A 21633-nucleotide genomic window follows, 5' to 3' on the forward strand; every position below is an offset into this window, starting at 1 on the left:
ATTCTCGCAGGCCCCAGAACCGCAGTTATCCTGGGACCCTGTGATATTTTGAGTTGGCTTTGCGGTGTCAAGAGGCGATTGGAGGTGGTACGGGTGTCTTCTGGCGATCCCGTCAGTACGTGCACGCGCACGTCTGACGTGCGCGACATCCCTCTCCATTTCCATATGACCGACGCCCGCATGCCCGCGCCCGTGTAAGGGGTGACTCCGCTGTTCGCGTGGAGCATGTGAGCCCGGCTTCGAAGGGACCCTCATGCGCTCCGCCACCCTCTTCCCCCGGATTCGCGCTCCTCGTCCCGTCGTGGTCTCCACGGCGGGTGAGCCGAAGAAGTTCCCCTGTGTTCCGTCGAGCGACTCGCTCGTCACCTTCGGCGCCTACATCGGCGGCCGGAAGGTGGCCTGCGACGGGATAGCGCAGGCCGTCCAGCTGGTCCGCCAGCACAACGAAGACGCGCCGAAGCCCGAGGCCTACGTCTGGGTCGGGCTCTACGAGCCCGAGGCCCCCGAGGTCGAGTGGCTGGCCGAGACGTTCGGCCTCCACCCCCTCGCCGTCGAGGACGCGGTCAAGGCCCACCAGCGGCCGAAGGTGGAACGTTACGGCGACTCGCTGTTCGTCGTGCTGAAGACGGTCGCCTTCCTCGACCACGAGGTGCTGACCGAGTCGGCCGAGATCATCGCCACGGGCGAGATCATGGTGTTCGTCGGGCCCGACTTCGTGGTGACGGTGCGCCATGGCGCCCACAGCCCGCTCAGTGACGTGCGCGAGAAGCTGGAAGACAAGACCAAGCTGCTCAACCGGGGGCCCGCCGGGGTCCTCCACGCGATCGCCGACCACGTCGTCGACAAGTACCTCTACGTCGCCGACCAGATGCAGGCCGAGCTCGAAGAGGTCGAGGCGGCGGTGTTCGCCGAGGTCAGCTCGCGTGACATCAACCGGATCTACCACCTCAAGCGCGAGATGCTGGAGCTCAAGCGGGCCGTCGCGCCGCTCTCGACGCCGTTCTCCCAGCTGTCGCAGCGCCGCATCATCCCGTCGGAGATGCGCGAGTACTTCCGTGACGTCTCCGACCACCTGTCGCGCGTCTGCGAGCAGGTCCAGTCGAGCAACGAGCTCTCCGACTCGATCCTGCAGGCCGCCTTGGCCCGCACGAACGCCCTGGCCAACGAGGACATGCGCAAGATCTCCTCATGGGTGGCGATCCTGGCCGTGCCGACCATGATCGCGGGCATCTACGGCATGAACTTCGAGCACATGCCCGCGCTCGACGCGGTGTGGGGCTATCCGGTCGTCGTCGGCGTCATGGTCGTCGCCTGCGCCCTGCTCCACCGCGCCTTCCGCCGCAACGGCTGGTTGTGAAGCGCGGCCGCTGAGATCTCTCCCGCCGCGCCTTCGAGACGCGGCGGCCGATTTTCAGACCGCCGCGACCGCTTTCACGGAACGCGGGAGCGGGATGCCGCGGGTCGCCCACAACTCCCGCATGCGGTCGGGATAGTCGGTCACGATCGCGGCCACGCCCAGGTCGAGCAGTTCGGCCGCCTCGGCGACGTCGTTGACCGTCCAGACCACCACGGGCAGGCCGCGCCGGGCCGCGCCCGTCATCAGGTGCTTGTCGACGAGGACCCGGTCGGGTGACAGCACGGTCGCGCCGACCGCCTCCGCCGCGCCGGCGATGTCGACCTCGAAGTCGCGGATGTCGAAGCCGGCCATCCACACGGGATCGATGGTCGCCGCCTCCACCAGCGCGTATCTGTTCGGCACGGCATCCCGCGCCGCCGCCAGGACCCGCCAGTCGAAGCTCAGGACGGCCGAGTTGTCGATCCGGCGGTGCCTGGCCAGTTCGTCGAGCACCAGGTTGGTGAAGAGCTTCGGGTCGGCCGAGAGGTCGGGCCTCGTGGGGTCTGACTTGAGCTCGACGTTGAGCCGCACATGGTCGGCGCCGTAGGCGCTGACGAGCCCGAGCACCGCGCCCAGGGTGGGCATGCGGGTGTCGGGGCGGCCGACCTGGGTCAGCATGAACGGATCGTTGTCGCGCACGGGGCGGCGCACCCCCACGTCGAGGGTGCGCAGTTGCGAGAGGGTCAGCTGGTTGATCGGCCGGCCCACGAGTTGCTCGCCGCCGGTGTCGCGGCTGGTGATCGGGGAGACGGTCAGGTCATGACTGAGGACCAGCTGCTGGTCCGCGGTCAGTACGACGTCGAACTCAAGGGCGTCGACGCCGATCTCCAGCGCGTAGGCGAGACCGGGCAGGGTGTTCTCGGGCCGCAGGCCGCGGGCACCCCGGTGCCCGTGCAACTCAACAGGTCGATGCACAACCGCGAACCCTACAAGGCACGCCGGTCGGTCCCCTGTATTGGGGCTCCGATCGGCGTGCCCCCTGCTCAGACCAGCGACCTGATCTGCAGCGTCTGGGTCCGGCCCGGGCCGACGCCGATGGCGGAGATCGGCGCGCCGGACATGTCCTCCAGCGCCTTGACGTAGGCCTGCGCGTTGGGCGGCAGGTCGTCGAGGGTCTTGGCGGAGGTGATGTCCTCTTCCCAGCCGGGGAACTCCTCGTAGATCGGCTTCGCGTGGTGGAAGTCGGTCTGGGTCATCGGGATCTCGTCGTGGCGCACGCCGTTGACGTCGTAGGCCACGCAGACCGGGATGCGCTCCAGGCCCGACAGCACGTCGAGCTTGGTGAGGAAGAAGTCGGTCACGCCGTTGATGCGGCTGGCGTAGCGGGCGATCACGGCGTCGTACCAGCCGCAGCGGCGGTTGCGGCCGGTGGTCGTGCCGTATTCGTGGCCCACCCTGCGCAGCCACTCGCCGGTCTCGTCGAGCAGCTCGGTCGGGAAGGGGCCGGAACCGACCCGGGTCGTGTACGCCTTCACGATGCCGATCACCCGGTTGAGGCGGGTCGGCGGGATGCCCGAACCGGCGCAGGCGCCGCCGCTGGTCGGCGACGAGGAGGTGACGAACGGGTAGGTGCCGTGGTCGATGTCGAGCAGGGTGCCCTGACCGCCTTCGAGCAGCACGAACTTGTCGTCGTCGAGCGCCTTGCTCAGGATGAGCGAGGTGTCGGCGATGTGCGGGCGCAGCCGCTCGGCGTAGCCGAGGTACTCCTCCAGCACCTTGTCGGAGTCGAGCCCCCGACGGTTGTAGATCTTGGTGAGGATCTGGTTCTTCTCGTTGAGGGCGACCTCGATCTTCTTGGCGAGGATGCCCGGGTCGAGCAGGTCCTGCACCCGCACACCCATGCGGTAGATCTTGTCGCCGTACGCCGGCCCGATGCCCCGACCGGTCGTGCCGATCTTGGCCTTGCCGAGGTAGCGCTCGGTGACCTTGTCGAGGGCCTTGTGGTGGGGCATGATCAAATGCGCGTTCGACGAGATCAGCAGCTTCGAGCAGTCGATGCCGCGGGCGGCCAGGCCGTCGATCTCGCCGAGCAGCACCCCCGGATCGATGACGACGCCGTTCCCGATCACGGGTGTGACGTTGGGGGACAGCACTCCCGTGGGCAGCAGATGCAAGGCGTATTTCTGGTCGCCGATGACGACGGTGTGACCCGCGTTGTTGCCGCCCTGGTAGCGGACGACGTAGTCGACGACGCCACCGAGGATGTCGGTGGCCTTCCCTTTGCCCTCATCGCCCCACTGGGCGCCCACGAGAACGACAGCAGGCATGGTCAATCTCCCGGAACAAAAACCAAAGCCCCTGCGCGCAAGCGACAGGGGCTCTTGCAAACCGAGACTACCTGAGGTGCCGGAAAAAGGGGATCTCCGGTCAGTTCGACAGCGCGTCGGCCGCTTCGGGGGAGGAATCACGCAGGAACTGCTGGCACCGTTCGGCCTCGTCCTGCTCCCCGATCGCGTAGGCCGCGCGGGCCAGCGCGTTCAGGCAGCGCAGGAAACCGCGGTTGGGCTCGTGCTCCCACGGGATGGGCCCGTGGCCCTTCCACCCCGCCCGCCGCAACTGGTCGAGGCCGCGGTGGTAGCCGGTGCGGGCGAAGGCGTACGACGTGATCGCGTGACCCGCGGCGAAGTAGTCGTCGGCGAGCGCGCCCCAGGCGGCGGAGTAGGTGGGGAAGCGCGCCGCGACGTCGGCGGGCTTGATCCCGCTCTCCATCATCTTGCGGGCCTCGTCGTTGTCGGGAAGCTGCGTGGGGGGTGGGCCGGCCAGCAGGTTCTCGTGCGTTTCCACAGCGGCTCCCGTTCTCGTGATCGGTCTTTGAACACTGTCTTACCAGTAGCGGCAAACCGTAATCATTTAGTCCTGCGTATGCCAAAGGCCCGAATCTTCGACGATCCGGGCCTTCCGGTCATAGCACTTAGCTGATCTTGGTGCCGGCGGACTTGAGGTGCTGGCAGGCCTCGACGATGCGCTTGGCCATGCCGGCCTCGGCCAGCTTGCCGTAGGCGCGCGGGTCGTAGGCCTTCTTGTTGCCGACCTCGCCGTCGACCTTCAGCACGCCGTCGTAGTTCTTGAAGATGTGGTCGACGATCGGACGCGTGAAGGCGTACTGGGTGTCGGTGTCGATGTTCATCTTGATGACGCCGTAGGAGATCGCCTCGTGGATCTCCTCCAGCAGCGAGCCCGAGCCGCCGTGGAAGACCAGGTCGAACGGCTTGTCCTTGCCGTACTTGGCGCCGACGGCGTCCTGGATGTCCTTCAGCACCGACGGGCGCAGCTTGACCGCGCCGGGCTTGTAGACGCCGTGGACGTTGCCGAAGGTGGCGGCGAGCAGGTAGCGGCCCCGCTCACCCAGGCCGACGGACTCGACGGTCGCGATGGCGTCCTCGGGGGTGGTGTACAGCTTGTCGTTGATCTCGTGGGAGACGCCGTCCTCCTCGCCGCCGACGACGCCGATCTCGATCTCGAGGACGACCTTCGCCTCGGCGGTCTTCTCGATGAGCTCGGAGGAGATCCGGAGGTTCTCCTCCAGCGGCACGGCGGAGCCGTCGAACATGTGCGACTGGAACAGCGGCTCCTCGCCGCGGGAGACCCGCTCGCGCGAGATCGCCAGCAGCGGGCGCAGGAACCCGTCGAGCTTGTCAGCCGGGCAGTGGTCGGTGTGCAGCGCGACCGTCACGTTGTACTTCGCGGCCACCACGCGGGCGTACTCGGCAAGGGCGGTCGCACCGGTGACCATGTCCTTGATGGTGGTGCCCGAGGCGAACTCGGCGCCGCCGGTGGAGACCTGGAGGATGCCGTCGCTCTCCGCCTCGGCGAAGCCGCGCAGCGCAGCGTTCACCGTCTGCGACGACGTCACGTTGATCGCCGGGTAGGCGAACCCGCCGGCCTTGGCCCGGTCGAGCATCTCGGCGTAGACCTCTGGGGTTGCGATAGGCATCGAAAGTCAGCTCCAATGAGTGAGGATTGGCCTAGACCAGTATTCCGAAGCGTGCCCGGATGTGTGAAGCGCCCCGGCTTGCCGCGGGTTCACATCATGCCGGGGTACGCTCTTGTCGCGATGGACCTCACGAATCTTCTCAGCGCCGAATGGTGGATCGTCACCTTCGGGCTCATCGGCATCCTCGTCATCATCTTCGCCGAGACCGGTCTTCTGATCGGCTTCTTCCTGCCCGGAGACTCGCTGCTGGTGGTGGCGGGAATGGGCGCGTCGGCGCAGGTGGCCTCGGCGGTCGGGCTCGACACGCCGTTCCCGCTGACGGTCCTGCTGATCGGTGCGCCCGTCTGCGCGATCGCGGGGGCCCAGCTCGGTCACTACATCGGCGCGAAGGCGGGTCCCCGCCTGTTCGCCCGGCCCGAATCGCGGCTGTTCAAGCAGGAATACGTCGAGAAGGCGCAGCACTACTTCGAGAAGTTCGGCCCGGAGAAGGCCGTCGTGCTGGCCCGGTTCATCCCGATCGTGCGGACCTTCCTCAACCCGGTCGCCGGCATGCTGGGCATGAACCCCCGCCGCTTCCTCATCTGGAACATCGTCGGCGGCATCCTCTGGACCGACGGCCTGCTGATCTTCGGCTACTTCATCGGCAGCCGGATCCCCAACGTCGACCGCTACATTTTGCCCGGCGCGGCGGTGATCATCCTGCTGTCGGTGATCCCGATCGTCCGCGAGATCATGAAGAACAAGAAGGCCGCCGCGGGCGCGCCTCCGGTCGTTCCCGGCACCGAGCCCAAGGGGAAGCACCACCGCGAGACGGCGTGACCCAAACCCGATAGCGGATCGTAATATCTTACTTTTTGGGACAGCTCGGTCTTCCCAAGCGGTTACCGTCAGAAGAGTGGGACGACATAGGTCCGATCCGTTGGGGATCGCCCGGATCGTGCTCATCGTGATCGCGGTATGCGCCTTGCTGTCGCTTGTCGTGGTGGGCGTCGTAGGGCTGCTCACCGCCACCGACCCCATCGAGGCCCCCGACACCCCTGTTCCCCCGGCGGCCTCCGCCCAGGCCGCGCGGACCGCCCCGGCGACCCTGCAGATCTCCTGCCAGGCCGAGAGCTGCCCGGTGTTCGTCCGGATCCCCGGCGGCGACGTGCTCTTCAACGGGCAGCTCACGAAGGGGGAGCAGGTCGCCTACTTCGACGGGAAGCTCGACGTCGTCCTCGACGACGCCTCACTCGTGAAGATCTGGGAGAACGGCAAGCCGCGCCCCCCGGTTCCGCCCGGGGAGCCCGGCTCGTTCACCGTCACTAGAGGCCAAGGTCAGCCAAGCTGAACGCCGAGCGGTAGGGCACCCCGGCGGTCGCCAGATTGTCGTCGCCCCCTCGGTGGACGATCGTCGCGATGCCCACCACGACCGCCCCCGCCTCGTTCAGCGCCTGTACGGCGGTCAGCACCGACCCGCCCGTCGTCGTCGTGTCCTCCACGGCCAGCACCCGGCGCCCGGCCACGTCGGGGCCCTCGACGCGGCGCTGGAGCCCGTGGGCCTTGCCCTCCTTGCGGACCACGAACGCGTCGAGCCGCCGCCCCCGCGCGGCGGCGGCGTGGAGCATCGCCGTGGCCACGGGGTCGGCGCCCAGCGTCAGCCCGCCGACCGCCTCGAAGCCGAGATCCTCGGTCAGGTCGAGCATCACCCGGCCCACCAGCGGCGCGGCCGTCCCGTCAAGGGTGATGCGGCGCAGGTCGACGTAGTAGTCGGCCTCCTTTCCCGACGAAAGGGTCACCCTGCCGTGCACGACGGCCTTGCTCTTGATCTCGTCCAGCAGAAGCTCTCGGTCAGTCATGACCCCCAGCGTAGGGACGTTCCAGGGGAGTCAGTTTTCCTGACTGCTCATCGTCACGTTACAGACGGGCTCAGGAGCGGAATCATCAGGCGGTCAACCCCGGGTAATCGAGAGGTAACATTGAGTGTCCAAATCGGGCAAAGCGACCCGCAATTGCTCGACGCCCTCCGGGCCGGCGACTCCGCCGCCTACGGCGCCCTCTACGAACGCCACCGCCCCGCCGCCCGCGCCCTCGCGCGGCACCTGCTCCGCCTCGGTTCCATCGACGACGCCGACGACATCGTCGCCGAGACCTTCACCCGCATCCTCGACCTGATCCGCCGGGGCGGCGGCCCGAGGGGGGAGTTCCGCCCCTACCTCCTGGCCGCCGTCCGCCGCGCCGTCTACGACCGGGCCGACCGCCGCGACGTCCCCACCCACGAGATCGAGCGCTACGCCCCCGGTGAGCCCTTCGTCGACCCGGCGCTGGCGCGCTGCGAGCGGGCCGACGTCGCTCGGGCCTTCCAGTCGCTGCCCGAACGGTGGCGCGTGGTCCTGTGGCACACCGCCGTGGAAGACGCCCAGGCGGCCGAGATCGCCCCGCTCCTGGGTCTGACGGCCAACGGCGTAGCGGCGCTGGCCTACCGCGCGAGGAAGGGTCTGAGGGATGCGTACCTTCGCGCATAACAGAGGGCAGGAACTGGACAAAATGGTACGGTCGGCGAGGAGACAATCGGCGGGATTCCTCCTCGCGCCCTGAGCTGCCCGATTACCCTGAGACGGCCATGTTAAGGAAGGCGGTGTCGCGTGGATCGCTGCGCGCTTTTCGTCGACGCCGGCTATCTGCTGGCCGATGGCGCGATGGCCGTTCACGGAACCCGCCACCGTGAGGCCGTCAGCTGGGACTACCCCGGCCTCCTCCAGCTCCTCACCAACCTCGCCCGCGAGCGCACCGGCCTGCCCCTGCTGCGCTGCTACTGGTACGAGGCCACGGTCGAGGGCCGCCGCACCCCCGAACACGACGTGCTGGCCGACATCCCCGGCTTGAAGCTCCGCCTGGCCCGCATCCGGCCGGGCCGCCGCGAGGGCGTCGACGCCCAGGTCCACCGCGACCTGATGACCCTGGCCCGCAACAACGCCGTGGCCGACGCCGTCGTGGTCAGCGGCGACGAAGACCTGGCCCAGGTGGTCAGCGACGCGCAGGACCTGGGCATCCGGGTCACCGTGATCTCCATCGCCTCCGACGGGAGCTGGGCGGTGTCCCGCACTCTGCGCCAGGAGTGCGACGACCTGATCGAGATGGGCAGCGGCCACCTGCGCCCCTTCGTCACCCTGGTGACCGGCGCCGACGGCGTCGTGTCGCAGAACGGCTCCCGCCACACCGGCGCCCTCCCGGCCGTCAACGGCGCCCAGGCGGCGCTGCCGCCCGCGCCGCCGCCGGCCGCCCCGCCGCCCGCTCCGGCCTCGCCGCCGCAGCAGGTGCCCCAGCCGCAGTCGAAGGGCTCCCACGCGGCCCCTCCGTCGAGGCCGCCGACGCCGACCTACACCTACAACCCGCCGCCCCAGGAACAGCCCGCGCCCCCGCCTCCTCCGCCGCCCCAGCCCCAGTACCAGGGCTCCCACGGCAGTGACCGGGGCACCGGCGGCGGCTACCGCGAGTCGAACACCGGCAGCTTCCCCGCGGCCCAGCTCGGCCCCTACACCGGCCCCCAGGCCGCGCCGGTCTCCGCCGCCCACGGCGGCGCGACCACCACCCTGGCCGACGCCGTCAAGGCGGCCCACAAGGAGGGCCACGACTTCGGCGACTCGATCGCCCGCGACGCCCCGGCGCTCTGGCTGGAGGCCGTTCTCGCCAGGAAGCCCCGGATGCCCTCCGACCTGGAGGCCAGGCTCCTCCAGGGCTCCTCGCTCCCGATCGACTTCCTGCTCCACGACGAGGTGCGCCACGCCCTGCGCCGGGGTTTCTGGGACGCGCTGGAGCGGGCCCGCCGCTAGCTCAGGTTTAACTCAGGGCGTCGAAGCCGGCCCTGAGGTTGGCGACGCGCTGGCCCAGGTCGGCCAAGGGACCGGTCATGGGGGAGTCGCCGTTCTTGCGGGCGAGGTCGCGTACCCGCCCCAGTTCCTCCTCGACCGCGGTGAGGCGGCGGGAGAGTTCCGGCAGGACCGCGGGCTCGTCGCCGTTGCCGGGGAGTTCGGCGGCGAGGCGTTCGCGCAGCAGGGCGGCCTGCTCGGACAGGCGGCGGTTCATGTTGTAGAGCTCGACGAAGACCGCGACCTTGGCCCGCAGGACCCACGGGTCGAAGGGCTTGGTCAGGTAGTCGACGGCCCCCGCCTGGTAGCCGCGGAAGGCGTAGTCGGGGGCGCTGTCGACGACGGTCAGGAAGATGATCGGGATGTTCCTGGTGCGTTCGCGCCGCTTGATGTGGGCGGCGGTCTCGAAGCCGTCCATCCCGGGCATCCGGACGTCGAGGAGGATCAGCGCGAACTCGGTGCTGAGCAGGGCTTTGAGGGCTTCTTCGCCGGAGCGGGCGCGAACGGGGGTCAGGTCGAGGGAGCTGAGGATCGCCTCAAGCGCGATGAGGTTCTCCTCACGGTCGTCGACCATGAGGATCTTCGCCCGGTCTGGCATCGATCACGCACCTTCAGTGGAATCCGTCGCATCCGAGTCTGCCCGACCAGCACTACCCGATACACGCCCGCGCATGAGCCATCCGCGGAGACGTTCGAGAAGTCGGTCGACGTCGACCGGTTTGGGCACGTAGTCGGAGGCGCCCGACGCGATGCTCTTCTCGCGGTCGCCCCGCATGACCTTAGCGGTCAGGGCGATGATCGGCAGGTCAGCGAACTGGGGCATCCGGCGGATCGCAGACGTCGTGGCCCATCCGTCCATTTCGGGCATCATGATGTCCATCAGAACCAGGGCGACGTCCTCGTTGCGTTCGAGCTGCTCGATGCCCTCGCGCCCGTTCTCGCCGTAGACGACGGTGGTGCCGTGGCGTTCCAGGACGCTCGTGAGGGCGAAGACGTTGCGGATGTCGTCGTCGACGATGAGGATCTTGGCGCCGGTCAGCGGGTCGTCGCCGACCCAGTCGCGGCCGTTGACCTCCTCCGCCGGACGCGTCTGGAGCTGGCCCGTCGCCACCGGCAGGGGGAGCTCGGGGAGCACCTCGTCGGTGGTGGTCTGGAGCACCGTCTCGGGGCGTTCCACGCCCGCCAGGGTCGTCGCGGCGCCGCCGTCCCTGGCCGAGAGCGGGCCGGCGTAGGCCGTCGGCAGATAGAGCGTGAAGGTGCTGCCGTGGCCGGGCTCGCTGTCGACGTGGATCTCGCCGCCCAGCAGGCGGGCGATGTCGCGGCAGATCGACAGGCCGAGGCCGGTGCCGCCGTATTTGCGGCTGGTGGTGCCGTCGGCCTGGCGGAACGCCTCGAAGATCACGTCGAGTTTGTCGGGCGCGATGCCGATGCCCGTGTCGACGACCGAGAAGGCCAGCATGTTGTCGCTGGTCTGCAGGGTCTCGTCGACGAAGGCGACGTCACCGGCCGGTTGGACGCGCAGCCGGACCTCGCCGCGCGGGGTGAACTTGACCGCGTTCGAGAGCAGGTTGCGGAGCACCTGCTGGAGGCGCTGCTCGTCGGTCCGCATCTCCGTCGGCATCGCGTCGTCGACGTCGATCGCGAACGACAAGCCCTTGTCCTGGGCCAGCGGGGCGAAGGCGGCGTCGACGTAGTCGTAGAGCTTCGGGAGCGACAGCTCGGCCGGGTGGATGTCCATCCGGCCGGCCTCGACCTTGGACAGGTCGAGGATGTCGTTGATCAGCTGGAGCAGGGCCGAGCCCGCGCCGTGGATGGTCTTGGCGAACTCGACCTGCTGGTCGGTCAGGTTGCCCTCGGAGTTCTCGGTCAGCAGTTTGGCCAGCACGAGCAGGCTGTTCAGCGGGGTGCGCAGCTCGTGGGACATGTTCGCGAGGAACTCGCTCTTGTAGCGGCTGGAGACCGCGAGCTGCTCGGCGCGCTCCTCCAGCGTGCGGCGGGCCTGCTCGATCTGGAAGTTCTGGATCTCGATCGCGCGGTTCTGCTTGGCCAGCAGCGCCGCCTTGTCCTCCAGTTCGGCGTTGGAGCGCCGCAGCTCCTCCTGCTGCCGCTGGAGCTCGTCGGACCGCTCCTGGAGCTCGGTCGCGAGCCGCTGGCTCTCCTTCAGCAGATCTTCCGTACGGGAGTTCGCGATGATCGTGTTGATGGTGATCCCGATCGACTCGACGAGCTGCGTCAGCAGGTCGAGGTGCACCTCGGAGAACCGGCCGAACGAGGCCATCTCCAGCACGCCCAGCACGTGGCTCTCGAACAGGATCGGCATGACCACGATCTGCGCCGGGCGCGACGACGTCAGCGCCGTGTCGATCGTGAACGAGTCGGCCGGCACCTGGTGGATGATGATCTGCTTGGCCTCCATGGCGGCCTGGCCGACCAGGCCCTCGCCGAGCGCGAACCGCCGCCGGGGGCTGCGGCCGGGCTGGATGCCGTAACCGGCGATCAGGGTCAGCTCGCCGTCGACGACCAGGTAGCAGGCGCCGTAGCTGGCCGACACGAGCGGCGTCAGCTCGCTCATGATCAGGCGGGCGACCTCGATCATGTCGCGGTGGCCCTGCATCAGGCGGGAGATCCGGGCCAGGTTGGACTTCAGCCAGTCCTGCTGCTGGTTGGCGGTGGTGGTGTCGCGCAGGTTGGACACCATCGTGTTGATGTTGTCCTTCAGCTGGGCCAGCTCGCCCGGGGCCTCGACGGTGATCGACCGGGTCAGGTCGCCGCGGGCGACCGCGCTGGTCACCTCGGCGATGGCGCGCACCTGGGTGGTCAGGTTGCCGGCCAGCTCGTTGACGTTCTCGGTGAGGCGCTTCCAGGAGCCCTCGACGCCCTCGACGCGCGCCTGACCGCCGAGCTGGCCCTCGGAGCCGACCTCGCGGGCGACTCGGGTCACTTCGGAGGCGAACGACGAGAGCTGGTCGACCATCGTGTTGATCGTCGTCTTCATGACGAGCATCTCGCCCTGGGCGTCGACGTCGATCTTGCGGGTCAGGTCGCCGCCGGCGACCGCCGTGGTCACCTCGCCGATGTTGCGGACCTGGTAGGTCAGGTTGGTCGCCATCGAGTTGATGTTGTCGGTGAGGTCCTTCCAGACCCCCGACACGCCGGGCACGCGGGCCTGCCCGCCCAGCTTGCCCTCGGTGCCCACCTCGCGGCCGACGCGGGTGACCTCGTCGGCGAACGACGAGAGCTGGTCGACCATCGTGTTCATCGTGTCCTTGAGCTCCAGGATCTCGCCCTGGGCGTCCACGGTGATCTTCTTGGTCAGGTTGCCCTGGGCGACGGCGGTGGAGACGGCGGCGATCTGGCGGACCTGGCTGGTCAGGTTGTTCGCCATGAAGTTGACGTTGTCGGTGAGGTCCTTCCAGACCCCCGACACACCGCGCACCTGGGCCTGGCCGCCCAGCCGGCCCTCGGTGCCGACCTCGCGGGCGACGCGGGTCACCTCGGCCGCGAACGACGAGAGCTGGTCGACCATCGTGTTCATGGTCGACTTGAGTTCGAGGATCTCGCCCTGGGCGTCGACGTCGATCTTGCGGGTCAGGTCGCCGCCGGCGACGGCGGTGGTGACCTGGGCGATGTTGCGGACCTGGTAGGTCAGGTTCTTGGCCATCGAGTTGACGTTGTCGGTGAGGTCCTTCCAGACGCCCGACACGCCCTTCACCTCGGCGCGGCCGCCCAAGCGGCCCTCGGTGCCGACCTCGCGGGCCACGCGGGTGACCTCGTCGGCGAAGCCCGAGAGCTGGTCGACCATCGTGTTGAGGGTCTCCTTGAGCTCCAGGATCTCGCCCTGGGCGTCGACCGTGATCTTCTTGGTCAGGTTGCCCTGGGCGACGGCGGTGGAGACGGCGGCGATCTGGCGGACCTGGCTGGTCAGGTTGTTGGCCATGAAGTTGACGTTGTCGGTGAGGTCCTTCCAGACCCCCGAGACGCCGCGCACCTGCGCCTGGCCGCCGAGCTTCCCCTCGGTGCCGACCTCGCGGGCGACGCGGGTGACCTCTTCGGCGAAGGCGGAAAGCTGGTCCACCATCGTGTTGACAGTGATCTTGAGCTCGAACATCTCGCCGACGGCGTCAACGGTCACCTTGCGTGACAGGTCGCCGTTGGCGACGGCCGTGGTGACCTCACCGATGTCGCGCACCTGTGCGGAGACGCGGCTGGACATCGTGTTCACGGCCTCGGTCAGGTCACGCCAGCTGCCCGACATGCCGCGCAGGTTGGCCCGGCCGCCGAGCTTGCCCTCGGTGCCGACCTCGCGGGCCACCCGGGTCACCTCACCGGTGAACAGGGCCAGCTGGTCGACCATGCCGTTGATCGCCTTGCCGAGGCGGCGCACCTCGCCGCGCGCGGCGCGGTCGAGGTCGATGCGCTGCGACAGGTCGCCCTTGGCCACGGCGTCGATCACGTCGGCGGCGCCGGTCACCGGCGTGACCAGGGCGTCGATCAGGCCGTTGACCGACTCGACGCTCTCGGCCCACGAGCCCACACCGGGCCCGGGGGTCAGCCGTTCGCCGAAGCGTCCCTCTTTGATCACCTCGCGGCGGACGCGGGCGAGCTCGTTGGCCAGGTGTTCCCGGCGGTCGGCCACCTCGTTGAGGAGCAGCCGGATCTCGCTCAGGATGCCCGGAGGGGCGTGGGGGACCCTCCGGCGGAAGTCTCCGTCTCGCCATACGGTCAACGTGTCCAGGAGTGGCTTCAGGTCGGACTCGGTGTATCGGCGTTCGGTCCGGGCCGGTTCGACGTCCGCACGCGTCATGTGGCCTCCTTACGTGTCTGCCCAGTCTGTCACGTTCCGTGGTAGCTCTACCGGCCGTTGATTGACCACGCGTCAGAGCGAATTGTGGTAAGCACGTGTGCAGTGGCGAATTCTCCACGCGCCGTTCTCGCCGCCTCTTTCACGATGGGCGAGACGGCCGTTCCGGCGGCGAAGCGGTTCACCCAGGAGGTGATGACCGCGTGGGCTGCCATGCCCGTCGGCGCCGAGGCCGAGCGGCTCACCCGCGCGCTCGTCGAAGGGGTCTCCGGTGAGTCGTTCGAGGTGAGATGGCTCCACCAAGGCGACTCTATCCAGCTTGAGGTGGTCGAGCGCGGAGTTGACTACGGTCCTCCCCTCGACGCGGCCGACTGGGGGGTCTCGTTCTCCGGGAACTCCCGGGTGAGGTGGGCCCGGCTCGATCTGCCGGGCGGTGGCGGCGTACCGGAGGAAGAGGCCTGGACCGAGCCCACGCCCAGCCCCGGCTGGCTCGGGTTCCTGGCCGACGCCAGCGATCTCCTCGCGGGCACCCTCGACCCGGGCATGGTGCCGGCGATCATCGCCCAGATCGTGGTGCCCCGGCTGGCCTCCTGGTGCGCGGTCTACACGGCCGACCAGGGCACCGGCCCGCTGCGGCTCGACTATCTGTGGCACGCCGACGAGGCGCAGAGCGACGCGCTGCGCGAGCGGCTGACCGATGTGGTGCTGCCGTCGGCCGACGGTCCCGCGGTGCTCAGCGTCGACGGCACCCAGGCGCTCGGGTTCCCGCTGACCGCGCGCGGGCGGCGGCTGGGCGTCATGTGCCTGGGGCGGCGCGACCGGCTGCCCGACGAGACGCTCCAGCTGGCCGAAGACCTGGCCCGGCGGGCCGCGCTGGCGCTCGACAACGCCCGCCTCTACGCGCAGCAGGCGGCGGCCAACCGGGCGCTCCAGCGGAGCCTGCTGCCGCCGGAGGAGCCGCGCACGCCCGGCCTCGACTCCTATGTCATCTACGAACCGGCCGGGGAGACCAACGAGGTCGGCGGCGACTTCTACGACCTGTTCCCGATCGGCGACGGCGTCTGGCGGTTCGCCATCGGCGACGTGTGCGGCACCGGCCCCGCCGCCGCCGCGGTCACCGGCCTGGCCCGCCACACGATCCGCCTGCTGGCCCGGGAGGGCTACGGCATCGCGGCCGTCGTCGAGCGGCTGAACCAGGCGATCCTCGAAGAGGGCGAGCGGGCCCGGTTCCTCACCCTGCTCCACGGCGAGATCACGATCGCGGCCGACGGGCTCGACATGCGCCTGGTGTCGGCCGGTCACCCCGAGGCGCTGCGACTGCGGCCGAGCGGCGTCGTCGACGTGGTGGGAACGCCCCAATCGCTGCTGGGGGTCTTCCCCGAAGTGGAGTTCGAGGCCGACTCGATCCACCTGGGGCCGGGAGACGTGCTGCTCGGCGTCACCGACGGGGTGACCGAGCGGCGGCAGGGGTCGCGGCTGCTCGACGACGAGAGCGGCCTGGCCAAGCTGCTCGCCGAGTGCGTCGACCTGTCAGCCCGCGCGGTCGCCGAGCGGATCAGGCGCGCCGTCCAGGACTTCGCCCCCGAGCCCAGCGCCGACGACCTGGCCATCCTCGTGCTCCGGGCGCCGCTCGACCCGCTCTAGCAGCATCACGGCCAGGCCCACGACCGCGAGGCCCGCGCCGACCAGCGCCGCCGACATCCAGCCCCAGCCCGCCGCGATGGCCAGGCCGCCCAGGTAGACGCCGCCCGCGTTGGCGAGGTTGAAGGCCGAGTGGTTGGACGCCGCCGCCAGGGTCGGCGCGTCGGCGGCGTACCGGATGACCATGGTCTGGAGCGGCGCGGTCATCAGGAACCCGACGGCGAGGATCGGCGCCACCAGCACCGGCGAGGGCCAGACGGAGAAGGCGGCCAGGACCAGGGCCAGCCCGGCCAGGCTCGCGTAGGCGGTGGGGCGGGCTGCGAGGTCGGTCAGCGGCCCGGCGGCGGCCACGCCGATGGTCATGCCGACGCCCGCCAGCGCCAGCACCCACGTCACCGCGCTCTCGGGCAGGCCCATGACCTCGGTGGTGACGGAGGCCAGGTAGGCGTAGGCGGCGAAGACCCCGCCGAAGCCGAAGACCGCGGTCCCCAGGAAGAGCAGGACGCGGCGGTTCCGGAACGCCCGCAGCTCACGGCGCAGGCTCGCGTGCGCCTCGGGGGGCTGGTAGGGGACCAGCAGGCTCAGCGCGAGCAGGGCGAGCACCCCGATGGCGGTGACCACCAGGAAGGTGGCCCGCCAGCCGAGATGCTGGCCCAGCAGGGTCGCGCCGGGGACGCCGACGATGTTGGCCAGCGTCAGTCCCAGCATGATCGACGCGACCGCGCGCCCCTCCCGGCCTTCGCGGGCGAGCCGGGTGGCCACGACCGAGGCGACGCCGAAGAACGCGCCGTGCGGCAGCCCGGCCGCGAATCGCCCGGCCATCAGCCAGCCGAAGCCGGGGGCCAGCGCCGACAGCAGGTTGCCCGCCACGAAGAAGGCCATGAGCGTCGTCAGCAGGTGCTTGCGGGACATCCGCACCCCCGCAGCGGCGAGCAAGGGCGCTCCGACGACCACGCCGATCGCGTAGGCGGCGACGAGGTTCCCGGCGGCGGGCACCGAGGTGTCCAGGTCGCCGGCGACGACGGGCAGCAGCCCCATGATCACGAATTCGCTGGTGCCGATGCCGAACGCGCTGATCGCCAGCGCCAGGAGTGCGAGATGCATCGTCTCCCTCACCGAGCCGGGCGTGGAGCGGGAGGCGGTGGCCCGGGAGCTCGCCCTTTCCGTCGACGCGCGCCTGCGGGCGGCGCGGCGGGTGAGTGTCAGAGACCCGGCGTCGCCGGTTGCTTGCGGCTGTCCATGACCCTGGTGGCGAACTCGATCTGGGTGCGCATCTGGCGGATGCGCTCCTCGACGACCAGTGAGGCGTGGCCGGCGTCGTAGCGGTAGACCTGGCAGTCGACCGGGACCGCCTCGATGAAGTGCTCGATCTGCCTGATGGGGCAGCGGGGGTCGTTCTCCCCGGCCAGGATCAGCAGCGGGGCCTCGACCATGTCGGCGTAGGTGATCGGGGAGGACGCCGCGTAGCGTTCCGGGACCTCCTCCGGCGAGCCGCCGAGCAGGGAGCGGTGGAGGGAGCGCAGGACCTCCGACTCGTCCTCGTAGGCGGCGCGGTGGTCGGCGATCGGGACGGCCGCGATGCCGGCGCTCCAGATCTTGGGCTGAGTGCCGAGGCCGAGCAGGGTCAGGTAGCCGCCCCACGAGCCGCCCGCCAGGATCAGCCGGTCGGGGTCGGCGATGCCCCGGTTGACCACCCAGTCGCGGACCGCCGACACGTCGGCCAGCTCGATGTGGCCGACGTCGCCGTGCAGGGCGTCGCGCCAGGCCGAGCCGTAGCCGATCGAGCCCCGGTAGTTGATCCGGACGACCGCGAAGCCGCTGTCGACCCAGGCCGCCACGTGGGGCAGGAACGAGTCGTTGTCCTGCGCCGACGGGCCGCCGTGTAGGAGGAAGACGGTCGGGTAGGGCGCCGCCTGGCCGGTGGGGCGGGAGATCATCGCGTGGATCCAGCCGCCGGGGCCGTCGACGTCGACGTCCTCGACCGGGACCGACGGGGGCGCGGTCGGGCCGGGGCTCATCACGACGTGGCCGTGGCTCGACCTGATCACCGGCGCGTGGGCGGCGCTCGACCAGGAGTACTCGACCGTGCCGTCGGGGCGGGTGGCGGCCTCCTCGATCACGCCGTGGGGCGTCTCGATCGGGATCATCGCGCCGCCCACCAGGTCGTACTTGAAGAGCTGGGTTCGGCCCCTGTGGTGGTTGACGATCAGCAGGGCGCGGCCGTCGTCGTACCAGTCGGCGGTGACCTCGCCGGGGTCGCGGAGGTAGATCTCGCGCTGCTCGCCGGTCAGCGGGTCCCAGACCAGCGGCTCGTGGCGGCCGCGGCGCTCGTGCAGGACCAGCAGGCGGCGGTCGCCGAGGACGGGGGAGAAGCGGATGCCGCGCACGCCCTTGCCGGGGCCGTCGTACAGGTCGCCGACGACCGAGCCGTCGGACTTCACCACGCGAAGTGCCGGGTGGCGGGCGTCGCCGTGTTCGCTGTGGTCGATGGCGACCAGGGCGCCGTCGAGGGAGATGCCGGACACCGAGGCCGACTCCTTGTGCTGGTAGAGCACGGTGGGGTCGCTGCCCTCGCCCATCAGCACGATCTGGAAGCCGAGCCGGCACGCGCGCCCTATGGCGGCGGTGCCGTTGGCGGCCAGCGCGAGGCCGGCGGGGTGACCGGGCGAGATGTCGAGCGGCTTGGCCGCGCCGCCGTGGAAGTGCTGGCGGATCCAGACGCCGTATTCGTCGCCGTCGGTGTCGGCGAACCACCAGATCCACTGGCCGGTGGGGTCGATGTCGCCGTAGGCCGTGCCGTTGGGGCGGTCGGTCACCTGGCGGCTGGTGCCGGTGGCCCGGTCCCAGGCGTAGATCTCCCAGGTGCCGGAGGCGTTGCTCCGGTAGACCGCGTGGTGCGGAGCCTGACGAGCCCAGGTGGGCAGCGTCATGCGCGGGGAACGGAACCTGGTCTGCCAGCGTTCCTCGGCCTTCATCGGCTTTCCTCCCGGGTCCGCCGTCGGTCGCGGTCAAGTATGTCCCGTCAGCCCCCGGAATGGCCGACAAACAGGGGATCTCAGGTGGGAATTTACGGTGAAAAACCCCTTTGGTCACTAGTGCTGCGGGCACCTTTTTCAGCTTTTCGGACGCCACACCGTGACCTGCACCGACATCCGCACGCGCGCGCCCTCGCGGACGTCGCCCGCGCGCGCGTGCCAGGCGTTCGGACCCATCGCGATCACCGACATGACCTCGGCCGCCGTCAGGTCGAGCCACCCGGCGACGGGCTCGGTCACGTCGCGTGCGAAGTGGTCGCCGAGTGTGTCGGACAGCCGCCGGTCCTTTTCGTCGTCGACGGTGAGAAGACCGAAACGCTCGACCACGGGTTCCAGATGGTCGGGGTTTGGTGTGACCGTTATCAGGCGTCCCGTGGGTTTCAGGACACGATGAAACTCACTGGCGTTCCTGGGGGCGAACACGTTGAGAACCGTGTCAAAGGCCGCGTCGCGTACCGGAAGGGGTTTCCAGACGTCGGCGGCCACCGCGCCGATCTTCGGATGGGCCTTGGCGGCCTTCTTCAGGGCGTGTTTGGAGACGTCCAGAGCCAGGCCCCGATCCCGCACGGCCCGCGCCAGGTAGTGGCCCGTCCCGGCGCCCGCGTCCAGGACGTCGCCCGCCGACAGCGCCGCGACCGTCTCGGCGATCGGGGCGTAGTGGCCGCGTTCCAGGAACGCCGTCCGGGCCGCGACCATCTCCGGGGTGTCGCCCCGCACCGGGGTGTTCAGCAGGTTGAGGTAGCCCTGCCGGGCGACGTCGAACGAGTGGCCGCGCGGGCAGCGGACCGACCCGTCACTGAGGATCAGGTCGTCGCGGCAGACCGGGCAGACCAGCAGGTCGATGACGTCTCCAAGCATCCGACCAGTATCCCGTCAAGTCTCCTGCAGCCGTTCTGGGGTGAACTGTCCCTATGACGAAGAACAGGCGCAGTTGCCCGAGTTGTCGGACTACTCTCGACGAAGGTCCCATCGTCTACCGCTGCGCGAAGTGCCAGCGTGCGGTCTACGCCGCCGACGTGAACTTCGATTATTCCAACCGATGATGCACGATGAGCGCATGTGGCGGAATAAAGTGCGGTAATGCCGTACGAACCGATGACCTTCGCCGGTGTCGAGGTCACGCCGCTGTGTGATGCGATCGGGCCCATGGGGCCGAGCATCAGCCGGCCGCTGCCCGAACTGTTCCCCGGAGGGTCGTTCGCCGACGGCGAGGAATGGATCCTGCACTTCCACTGCTTCCTGCTGCGCACCGGCAGCCACACCATCCTGGTCGACACCGGCGTCGGCGACCTTACCGGTCCCGCCGCGGGCTGGGCGCCGGTCCCCGGGCGGCTGCTCCAGGAACTCGACGCGGTGGGCGTCGCCCCCGCCGACGTGGACACGGTGATCCTCACCCACCTGCACAGCGACCACGTGAGCGGCTGCGTCGCCGAGGGCGCCCCGGTGTTCGCCAACGCCCGCCACGTGATCCAGGAGGCGGAGCTCGACTGGCCGGGCGGCGGGCTGATGCGCGACCGCATCGTCAAGCCGCTGGGCGAGCAGCTCCAGGTCATCCACGGGTCCAAGGACCTGTTCGAGAACGTCCGGGTGGCGCACACCCCCGGCCACACGCCCGGCCACCAGGTGGTCCTGGTCGGCGATCTGATCGTCTCCGGCGACGTGCTCCACCACCACCAGCAGCTCGCCGACCCGACGATCGGCTACTACTACGACGACGACTCCGAGCGGGCGCTGACCAGCCGCCAGGTCGTGCTGGGCCGGGCCGCCTACCTCGCGACCTCCCACTTGGCCGAGCCGTTCACGAAGGTCCGCTGACGCAGGCGCACGACCTGGAACACGCCGAGCGCCCAGATCGGATACTGGACGGCCAGCGCCCACCGGAAGTCGCCGTGCAGGTCGAGCCCGACGCCGATCAGGCCGAGCAGGGCGACCGTGACCATGAAGCCGCCGCCGTTGACGATCCCGGTGGCCACGCCGATGCGTTCGGCCGGGTTGTGGCTGCGGGCGAAGTCGAAACCGATCACCGAGCCCGGCCCGTTGGTGGCCAGCACGGCCATCAGCAGCACGAGCAGCCACAGGGGCGAGGGGCCCGGCCAGAGCAGGACGGCCGTCCACACGGCCGCGGTCGAGCCGACGATCCCCAGGATCATCCACCAGCGGCGGTGCGGCCACCGTCCGGCGATCCAGCCGAAGAGCGGGTTGCAGGCCAGCGACACCACGGTGACCGTGGTGAGCAGCGCCCCGGCCGCGTTCGGCGACAGGCCCTGGTCCTGGAGCAGGAACGGATAGCCCCAAAGAAGCAGGAACGCCGCCATCGACGACTGGGTCGCGGCGTGTGACCACAGGCCGAGCTGGGTGCCCGGCTCGGCCCAGGCGGCGCGCAGCCCGCGCGCGGTCGCGGCCCTCTCCGGCCGGGCCTCCCTGAGCACCACGGCCACCACGGCGAAGGCGACCACGCTCAGCCCCGCCGCGCCGAGGAAGGTGTCTCTCCAGCCGAAGGTGTGCAGGGCCGAGATCAGCGGCACGGCGGCCAGCACGCCCCCCAGCGCCCCCAGCAGCCCCGTGGTCTGCACCATCAGAGGGTTGCGGCCGGACGGGAACCACAGGTTCACGATGCGGATCACACTGATGAACGTGGCCGCGTCACCCGCGCCGATCAGGACCCGGGCCGTGATCGCCCCGCCGGCGTTGCCCGCGAAGGCGAAGACCAGGTTGCCCGCCGCCAGCACGACCGCCCCGGCGATCAGCATCGTCTTGGAGCCCACCCGGTCGACGAGGATGCCGACGGGGACCTGGAGAGCGGCGTACACGAGCAGTTGGAGCATCGCGAGCGCCGACAGTCCGGCGGCGCCGAGGTCGAAGCGGGCGGCGGCCTCCAGGCCGGTGACGCCGAGGGTCTGGCGGTGGAAGACCGCGACGAGGTAGGCGACGACTCCGGCGCCCCAGTAGAGGTAGGCCTTCCGCGTCCCCGGCATGGG

The 21633-nt window shown here is 69.8% G+C and carries 18 protein-coding genes; 7 read left to right on the plus strand and 11 right to left on the minus strand.

From position 1 onward, the window contains the following. Nucleotides 1–253 precede the first annotated feature (253 nt). Nucleotides 254–1357: a magnesium/cobalt transporter CorA gene (corA, locus tag AW270_RS20620; RefSeq protein WP_061296743.1), complete on the plus strand. Its 1104-nt coding sequence runs from the start codon at nucleotides 254–256 to the stop codon at nucleotides 1355–1357. Nucleotides 1358–1411: 54 nt separating this feature from the next. Here corA and AW270_RS20625 read toward each other — a convergent pair whose 3' ends face one another. From AW270_RS20625 to fbaA, 4 genes are all read right to left on the minus strand, one after another. Beyond that, nucleotides 1412–2311, minus strand: a complete 900-nt coding sequence (locus AW270_RS20625; RefSeq protein WP_061296744.1) for a glycerophosphodiester phosphodiesterase family protein — start codon at nucleotides 2309–2311, stop codon at nucleotides 1412–1414. 68 nt (nucleotides 2312–2379) lie between these two features. Beyond that, entirely contained in the window at nucleotides 2380–3663 is a 1284-nt protein-coding gene (locus AW270_RS20630) for an adenylosuccinate synthase (RefSeq protein ID WP_061296745.1), read from the minus strand. A gap of 100 nt (nucleotides 3664–3763) precedes the next feature. Then, a complete protein-coding gene (locus AW270_RS20635; protein WP_061296746.1) occupies nucleotides 3764–4180 on the minus strand; it encodes a DUF3151 domain-containing protein in 417 nt (138 codons plus the stop codon). A gap of 127 nt (nucleotides 4181–4307) precedes the next feature. Further along, nucleotides 4308–5330, minus strand: coding sequence for a class II fructose-bisphosphate aldolase (gene fbaA, locus AW270_RS20640; protein WP_061296747.1), 1023 nt, complete (start codon nucleotides 5328–5330; stop codon nucleotides 4308–4310). A gap of 120 nt (nucleotides 5331–5450) precedes the next feature. Here fbaA and AW270_RS20645 point away from each other — a divergent pair, with 120 nt between their 5' ends. Beyond that, a complete protein-coding gene (locus AW270_RS20645; protein WP_061296748.1) occupies nucleotides 5451–6149 on the plus strand; it encodes a DedA family protein in 699 nt (232 codons plus the stop codon). A 76-nt stretch (nucleotides 6150–6225) separates the two neighbouring features. Further along, nucleotides 6226–6660 carry a hypothetical protein gene (locus tag AW270_RS20650; protein ID WP_157522312.1) on the plus strand — a complete coding sequence of 145 codons (435 nt, stop codon included), beginning with the start codon at nucleotides 6226–6228 and terminating at the stop codon, nucleotides 6658–6660. On the opposite strand, the gene pyrE is transcribed toward AW270_RS20650, so the two are convergent. Continuing rightward, on the minus strand, nucleotides 6635–7168 hold the full coding sequence (gene pyrE / locus AW270_RS20655) for an orotate phosphoribosyltransferase (RefSeq protein WP_061296750.1): 534 nt from the start codon (nucleotides 7166–7168) through the stop codon (nucleotides 6635–6637). The two genes, AW270_RS20650 and pyrE, sit on opposite strands and share 26 nt — an antisense overlap. A 153-nt stretch (nucleotides 7169–7321) precedes the next feature. Here pyrE and AW270_RS20660 point away from each other — a divergent pair, with 153 nt between their 5' ends. Then, nucleotides 7322–7834 carry an RNA polymerase sigma factor gene (locus tag AW270_RS20660; RefSeq protein ID WP_061296751.1) on the plus strand — a complete coding sequence of 171 codons (513 nt, stop codon included), beginning with the start codon at nucleotides 7322–7324 and terminating at the stop codon, nucleotides 7832–7834. Nucleotides 7835–7954: 120 nt separating this feature from the next. Then, the gene (locus tag AW270_RS20665) at nucleotides 7955–9142 is read left to right on the plus strand and encodes an NYN domain-containing protein (protein ID WP_061296752.1); all 1188 of its coding nucleotides are present in this window, start codon (nucleotides 7955–7957) and stop codon (nucleotides 9140–9142) included. 7 nt (nucleotides 9143–9149) lie between these two features. Here the strand turns inward: AW270_RS20665 and AW270_RS20670 are convergent, their stop codons facing one another. Both AW270_RS20670 and AW270_RS20675 read right to left on the minus strand, forming a co-directional pair. Further along, nucleotides 9150–9776 carry a response regulator gene (locus AW270_RS20670; RefSeq protein ID WP_061296753.1) on the minus strand — a complete coding sequence of 209 codons (627 nt, stop codon included), beginning with the start codon at nucleotides 9774–9776 and terminating at the stop codon, nucleotides 9150–9152. A 3-nt stretch (nucleotides 9777–9779) separates the two neighbouring features. Further along, nucleotides 9780–13982 carry a HAMP domain-containing protein gene (locus AW270_RS20675; protein ID WP_061296754.1) on the minus strand — a complete coding sequence of 1401 codons (4203 nt, stop codon included), beginning with the start codon at nucleotides 13980–13982 and terminating at the stop codon, nucleotides 9780–9782. Nucleotides 13983–14174: 192 nt separating this feature from the next. Here AW270_RS20675 and AW270_RS37075 point away from each other — a divergent pair, with 192 nt between their 5' ends. After that, entirely contained in the window at nucleotides 14175–15623 is a 1449-nt protein-coding gene (locus AW270_RS37075) for a PP2C family protein-serine/threonine phosphatase (RefSeq protein ID WP_082801717.1), read from the plus strand. Here the strand turns inward: AW270_RS37075 and AW270_RS37885 are convergent. The 3 genes from AW270_RS37885 to AW270_RS20690 form a co-directional block, all read right to left on the minus strand. Next, complete coding sequence (locus tag AW270_RS37885) at nucleotides 15510–16724, minus strand: MFS transporter (RefSeq protein ID WP_082801700.1); 1215 nt, start codon at nucleotides 16722–16724, stop codon at nucleotides 15510–15512. The two genes, AW270_RS37075 and AW270_RS37885, sit on opposite strands and share 114 nt — an antisense overlap. A 98-nt stretch (nucleotides 16725–16822) precedes the next feature. Then, nucleotides 16823–18595, minus strand: a complete 1773-nt coding sequence (locus AW270_RS20685) for a S9 family peptidase (protein WP_061296755.1) — start codon at nucleotides 18593–18595, stop codon at nucleotides 16823–16825. Nucleotides 18596–18733: 138 nt separating this feature from the next. Further along, nucleotides 18734–19513 carry a putative RNA methyltransferase gene (locus AW270_RS20690; protein ID WP_061296756.1) on the minus strand — a complete coding sequence of 260 codons (780 nt, stop codon included), beginning with the start codon at nucleotides 19511–19513 and terminating at the stop codon, nucleotides 18734–18736. Between the two features lie 222 nt (nucleotides 19514–19735). On the opposite strand from AW270_RS20690, the gene AW270_RS20695 reads away from it, so the two are divergent. Beyond that, the gene (locus tag AW270_RS20695) at nucleotides 19736–20470 is read left to right on the plus strand and encodes an MBL fold metallo-hydrolase (RefSeq protein WP_061296757.1); all 735 of its coding nucleotides are present in this window, start codon (nucleotides 19736–19738) and stop codon (nucleotides 20468–20470) included. On the opposite strand, the gene AW270_RS20700 is transcribed toward AW270_RS20695, so the two are convergent. Next, nucleotides 20422–21630: an MFS transporter gene (locus tag AW270_RS20700; RefSeq protein WP_061296758.1), complete on the minus strand. Its 1209-nt coding sequence runs from the start codon at nucleotides 21628–21630 to the stop codon at nucleotides 20422–20424. The genes AW270_RS20695 and AW270_RS20700 overlap by 49 nt on opposite strands. Between the last annotated feature and the right edge of the window lie 3 nt (nucleotides 21631–21633).

The organism is Herbidospora cretacea (genome assembly GCF_001570605.1).
Taxonomy (GTDB): domain Bacteria; phylum Actinomycetota; class Actinomycetes; order Streptosporangiales; family Streptosporangiaceae; genus Herbidospora; species Herbidospora cretacea.